The sequence below is a fragment of the Azospirillum sp. UFLA03-27 genome (assembly GCF_059803775.1).
Genome location: NZ_JAUQTX010000364.1, coordinates 1 through 4677 on the forward strand (window position 1 = coordinate 1; position 4677 = coordinate 4677).

Sequence of the window (4677 nt, forward strand, 5' to 3'; positions counted from 1 at the left end):
AGGAAGCGGTCCTCGCGGGCCGGGGTGGTCAGGGGCGCGCCCTTCTCCTTCCAGTCGGGGATCAGCTCGTCGAGCGCATGCGGCTCGAACACCGCGCCGGAGAGCAGATGGGCGCCGACCTCCGAGCCCTTCTCGACGACGCAGACCGACAATTCCTGTCCGGCCTCATTGGCGAGCTGTTTCAGGCGGATGGCCGCGCTCAGGCCCGACGGGCCGGCTCCGACGACAAGGACGTCGTACTCCATCACCTCGCGCGGATCGCGATCCATGGTCCCCATGCCTCCCGCTTGATTGAAGCGCCGGGGCCATTTCCGCAGGGTCCGGCGGCTTTCGGAACGGCGTATGCCTTTCGCACCCGCCAAAAAGGATATCTAAGCCCATGTAAGACCACAGGAGCCGTGGTAAGGTCAAACGATGATTGACCAATCCGACATCCTCGCCGCCCTGCGCTGGCACGTCGACATCGGGTGCGACGAAGCGATCGGAGACGAGCCTTTGGACTGGGCGACGCTGGCCGCCCGGCCGGCGGTGGCGCGTGCGCCGGCCGGCGCATCGGCGCTGCCGCCCGCCGCGGCGCGCCCCGCCCCGGCGACGACGCCACGGTCGGCGTTCGGGGGTCCCTCCGGCGCGTCGATGTTCGGTGCGCCCGTCACGGCGGACCTGCCGCTGGGCGCCAGCGAGGCCGGGGCGAGCGCCCGCGCCCGCGCCGCCGAGGCGCGCAGCCTGGAGGAGCTGGAGTCGGCGCTGCGCGCCTTCGACGGTTGCCCGCTGAAGGCGACGGCGATGAACACGGTCTTCGCGGACGGCAATCCCGCTGCGGACATCATGCTGATCGGCGAGGCGCCGGGCGAGGACGAGGACCGGCAGGGCAAGCCCTTCGTCGGGGTCAGCGGCAAGCTGCTCGACCGCATGCTGGCCCAGGTGGGACTCGATCGCAGCACGGTCTACATCAGCAACATCCTGCCCTGGCGCCCGCCCGGCAATCGGTCACCGACCCAGGCGGAGATCGCCGCCTGCCTGCCCTTCCTGGAACGGCACGTCGAGCTGATCGGGCCGAAGGTGCTGGTACCGCTGGGCGGCACCTCCGCCAAGACTTTGCTCAACCGGGCGGAGGGCATCACCCGCCTGCGCGGCCGCTGGTTCGACTACGCCTCCCCCGGCCTGTCCGGCCCGGTGCCGGTCCTGCCGATGCTGCACCCGGCCTATCTGCTGCGCAATCCCATCGCCAAGCGCGAGGCGTGGCGTGACCTGCTGACCCTGCGCCAGCGCTTTCCGGGTTGACCAACCGCAATCGTCGTTTTGCCCCCACCCTAATCCTCTCCCGCTGACGCAGGGGAGGGGGCAAACCCGCCACCGCAGTGGTTAATGACGCCCATTTCCTAAAATGCCTCTCTTATTGCGTCTATTCTTGCGCTGTCATTCGAACATTCGACATCCATAGATATTCCAAACATTACTCAAGTACTTCGAAAGATCGGAGTGGTTTACCAAGTCGCCGCTATGCCGTTGCGCCAAATGGCACAGAAAGACCCATGACCTTGCGCCAAAAGGGTCTTCCCACTGGGCTAGGGCCATTTTTCCACTCCCACTAAGTTGCTGAAAATCCTTGTTAACAGGCGGCATTGACCGCTGTTGGGGAATCATCTTCTTGCGATTCCCGTCCAGTGCGGTTATTCGAATATCATGTTCCGGATATTGTGCAGCGCAGCAAACACCGTCTCGCTGCGGCGGAAGGTCCTGGGAATGGCGGGGGTGGCGCTGGCGCTGTGCGCGGCACCCGACCCAACGGGCGGCTATCGCCCAGCCCAGGCTGGCCTTGTGATCCACGCGCCGGATGGACGCCCCGTCGTCCCGCCGGGATTCGATCGTGCCGAGCAGAACCTGCTTCTGGCGACGGACGCCGACGCCCGCGCCGTCCAGCTGACGGAAGAGGACGCCCGCCATTACCGGCGCATCTTCGCGCTCCAGGAGCGGGGCGAGTGGGAAGGCGCCGACTGGGAAATCCGCCTGCTGCGCGACCGCCGCCTGATGGGCCATGTGCTGCGCCAGCGCTATCTGCACCCCGACCGCAAGGCCAGCTACGACGAGTTGGCCGGCTGGCTCCAGCGCTACGGCGACCTGCCGGGGGCCGAGCGCATCCACGCCCTGGCCCAGCGCCGCGCCCCTGCCGGCCAGCAGCGCGCCCTGAAGCCGCCGCGCGGCAGCGACGGGGAGCGGCTGACCGGATCGCTGGAGCGGTTGGGCGGACTGCGCCCCGAACCGCTGCCGGAGGCCGTCTCCGACGAGGACCAGTCCGACCCGGACAAGAGCGCCGAGGTCGCCGAGGACAAGACCAAGCTCACCGTCGCCCCGCGCAGCCGCACCGCCAGCCGCACCACTCACACCACCCCGTCCCGCGTGACCGACTTGCTGCGCGCCGGCAAGCCGGGGGCGGCGCTCGCCCTGCTCAACCAGGACGACTTCGGGCGCAGCCTCGATTCGGTGCAGTATGACCAGGCGCGGGCACGGATCGCCGCCTCGCTCTATTATTCCGGCGACGTGACGCAGGCGCTGTCGCTGGCCTCGGCCAGCGCCGCCCGTTCCGGCCCGGCGGTGACCGAGGCGCATTGGATCGCCGGCCTCGCCGCTTGGCGGCTGAAGCAGTACGACCGTGCCGCCCGCCACTTCGCCAATCTGGCCGAGGCTGGACCGCGATCGCCCTGGCTGGCCTCCGCCGCCGATTTCTGGGCCGCCCGCGCCCACGCCCGCCGGGGCCGCGAGGAGCAGGCCCGCGCCCATCTGGCCGCAGCGGCGCGCTACCCGCACACCTTCTATGGGCTTCTCGCCCACCGCAAGCTGGGCGGCTCGGGCGACCTCAACTGGCGCACGCCGGAGCTGACCGGGGACCATCTGAAGGCGTTGTCCGCCCTGCCCGGCGGCACCCGCGCCATCGCCCTGATCCAGGCTGGACAGCGCGAAACGGCGGAGCTGGAGCTGCGCCGCATCCACCCGCGCGGCGACGCGCTGGCCGAGCAGGCGCTGGTGGCGCTGGCCGACCGCGCCGGGTTGCCGGGGCTGGCGCTCCAGGTCGGCAACGCGGTGGCCGGTCCGGACGGCGCGCCCTACACGGCGGCCCTCTACCCGGTGCCGCACTGGAAGCCGCGCGACGGGTTCGCCGTGGACCGCGCGCTGGTCTTCGCGGTGATGCGGCAGGAATCGCGCTTCGACCCGCGGCTGGTCAGCTCCGCCGGGGCCACCGGTCTGATGCAGATCATGCCGGCCACCGCCCAGCACGTGCAGGAGCGCAACGCCGACATCGGCGAGGCCGACGCCGCCCGCACCGGCCTGTTTGACCCCTCCACCAACATGGAGCTCGGACAACGCTACATGGCGGAGCTTCTGAACAGCCAGGACATCGGCAAAAACCTGTTCCTGCTGGCCGCCGCCTACAACGCCGGCCCCGGCACGCTGGCGCGCTGGCGCCGGGAGCTGTCGGACATCGGCAACGACCCGCTGCTGTTCATCGAGAGCCTGCCCTACGCCGAGACGCGGAACTACGTCGAGAAGGTCGTCGCCAACTTCTGGATCTACCGGCTGCGGCTGGGGCAGGAAATCGAATCGCTGGACGCCGTTGCGGCGGGCGGCTGGCCGGTCTATATGCCGGTGGATGTCTTCCCGGCGGCCCGGTCCACCCAGGTCGCGCAACACGCCGAATCCGCCGATGCCGAAAATTGACGAAACCCGCCCGTTCCTGCCCGTCAACATCGCCGTCATGACCGTATCCGACACGCGCACGCTCGCCGACGACCGCTCGGGCGACGCGCTGGCGGAGCGGCTGACCGGCGCCGGCCACCGGCTGGGCGCCCGCGCCATCGTGAAGGACGACGTCGCCGCCATCCGCGCCCAGGTCCAGGCCTGGATCGCCGATCCGGAGGTCGACGTCGTGCTGACCACCGGCGGCACCGGCGTGACCGGCCGCGACGTGACGCCGGAGGCGGTGGAGGCGCTGTTCGACAAGGCGATCCCCGGCTTCGGGGAGCTGTTCCGCCAACTCAGCTACGCCAAGGTCGGCACCTCGACGATCCAGAGCCGGGCGACCGGCGGGGTCGCCAACGGCACCTACATCTTCGCCCTGCCGGGTTCGCCCAGCGCCTGCCGCGACGCCTGGGACGACATCCTGGTGTTCCAGCTCGACAACCGGCACCGCCCCTGCAACCTCGTCGAACTGATGCCGCGCCTGCGCGAGCATCAGGTGTGACCGACACCGCCGGTCTTCACGGTGCCCTGACGCGGCTGCCGACCTTCGCCGGTTTGCCTTCCGGGGCGCTGGAACCGATGCCGCGCCGGGGCGTGGCGCACGACCATGTGCGGCTGTCGGGAAAGGGCTTGGTCGCCCGCGTCCCGCGCTGGAGCCAGCTCGGGCTCGACCCCTTCGCCAATCTGGAACAGCAGGCCACCGCCTTCCGCCGCGCCGCCCCCGGCGGACACACTCCGGAGCTGGCCGCCGTCCTGCCGCCGGGGCCGGAGCTGCCCATGGGCGCGCTGGTGGTGACGGAAATCGTCGGGCGCCCGCCGCGCCTGCCGGGCGACATGCCGGCCATCGCGCGGGCGCTCGCCGCCTTGCATGCCCTGCCCCTGCCGCCGGACGGCGAGCGTCCCTGTCTCTTATACACATCTCCGAGCCCACGAGACTATAAC

The 4677-nt window shown here is 70.2% G+C and carries 4 protein-coding genes and 1 pseudogene; 4 read left to right on the forward strand and 1 reads right to left on the reverse strand.

Going from position 1 to position 4677, the window contains the following annotated elements; translation table 11 throughout:
• The coding region (locus tag Q4I23_RS30550; RefSeq protein ID WP_498528708.1) for an NAD(P)/FAD-dependent oxidoreductase at nucleotides 1-269 on the reverse strand (269 nt) is incomplete at its 3' end.
• 145 nt (nucleotides 270-414) lie between these two features.
• On the opposite strand from Q4I23_RS30550, the gene Q4I23_RS30555 reads away from it, so the two are divergent.
• The 4 genes and pseudogenes from Q4I23_RS30555 to Q4I23_RS30570 form a co-directional block, all read left to right on the forward strand.
• Entirely contained in the window at nucleotides 415-1281 is an 867-nt protein-coding gene (locus Q4I23_RS30555; protein ID WP_498528709.1) for a uracil-DNA glycosylase, read from the forward strand.
• A 462-nt stretch (nucleotides 1282-1743) separates the two neighbouring features.
• A complete protein-coding gene (locus Q4I23_RS30560) occupies nucleotides 1744-3714 on the forward strand; it encodes a lytic transglycosylase domain-containing protein (RefSeq protein ID WP_454017472.1) in 1971 nt (656 codons plus the stop codon).
• The gene (gene moaB / locus Q4I23_RS30565; RefSeq protein ID WP_454017471.1) at nucleotides 3701-4237 is read left to right on the forward strand and encodes a molybdenum cofactor biosynthesis protein B; all 537 of its coding nucleotides are present in this window, start codon (nucleotides 3701-3703) and stop codon (nucleotides 4235-4237) included. Before Q4I23_RS30560 ends, moaB begins: the two co-directional genes overlap by 14 nt.
• Nucleotides 4234-4677: pseudogene (locus tag Q4I23_RS30570) on the forward strand (aminoglycoside phosphotransferase); the annotation flags it as partial. The gene moaB and the pseudogene Q4I23_RS30570, both read left to right, overlap by 4 nt.

What these genes read in the sequence shown, in the direction of transcription:
- Q4I23_RS30555 (WP_498528709.1), top strand. Translation starts at nt 415, where the DNA reads ATGATTGACCAATCCGACATCCTCGCCGCCCTGCGCTGGCACGTCGAC.
- Q4I23_RS30560 (WP_454017472.1), top strand. Translation starts at nt 1,744, where the DNA reads ATGGCGGGGGTGGCGCTGGCGCTGTGCGCGGCACCCGACCCAACGGGC.
- moaB (WP_454017471.1), top strand. Translation starts at nt 3,701, where the DNA reads ATGCCGAAAATTGACGAAACCCGCCCGTTCCTGCCCGTCAACATCGCC.